This is a genomic window from Campylobacter concisus UNSWCS (assembly GCF_000466685.1).
Lineage (GTDB): Bacteria > Campylobacterota > Campylobacteria > Campylobacterales > Campylobacteraceae > Campylobacter_A > Campylobacter_A concisus_A.
Window position 1 is genome coordinate 1 of sequence record NZ_ANNG01000056.1, and the last position, 481, is coordinate 481.

A 481-nucleotide genomic window follows, 5' to 3' on the forward strand; every position below is an offset into this window, starting at 1 on the left:
AAAAATTTCGTTAAATCCAAGTAAATTTAGTGTGCTTAAATTTAGCATGCCTTGATACTTGCCGCTTTGTTTTGAGCCAAGGTTGTCAATGCTTATAGCAGCTTTTAGAGGGAAGCTATCAACTCTAGTTATTACTATATTTGAAAAGCCGGCCCTATTTGAAGGTAAGAATTTAATGCTAACATCATTTTTCGAGACGTTTTGCAGTGACTCAAGAGCCTGCTCGATATCTCTTATATTTGCTACTTTATTTTTATGAGAATACTCACCAAATGCGCTAAATAAGCTCGCTCTATTTCTTTGGCTATCAAGCTCGTTTATGCTTATGTTATCTATTAAGCCAAGATTTATCACAAACTCTAGCTTGGCATCTTTTAGGCTCTTTGTAACTAGGCTCGCACTTGAAGTGATATAGCCACTTTTTATTATCTCGTTGTTAAAAGAGTTTATGATTAGATTGATAGAGTTTTTGCCAAGACAG

Annotated in this window: 1 protein-coding gene; it reads right to left on the reverse strand. The window is 34.9% G+C overall.

Annotated features, from left to right (window positions below):
- On the reverse strand, window positions 1-481 hold a 481-nt coding region (locus UNSWCS_RS09880; RefSeq protein ID WP_035143915.1), incomplete at both ends, for a POTRA domain-containing protein.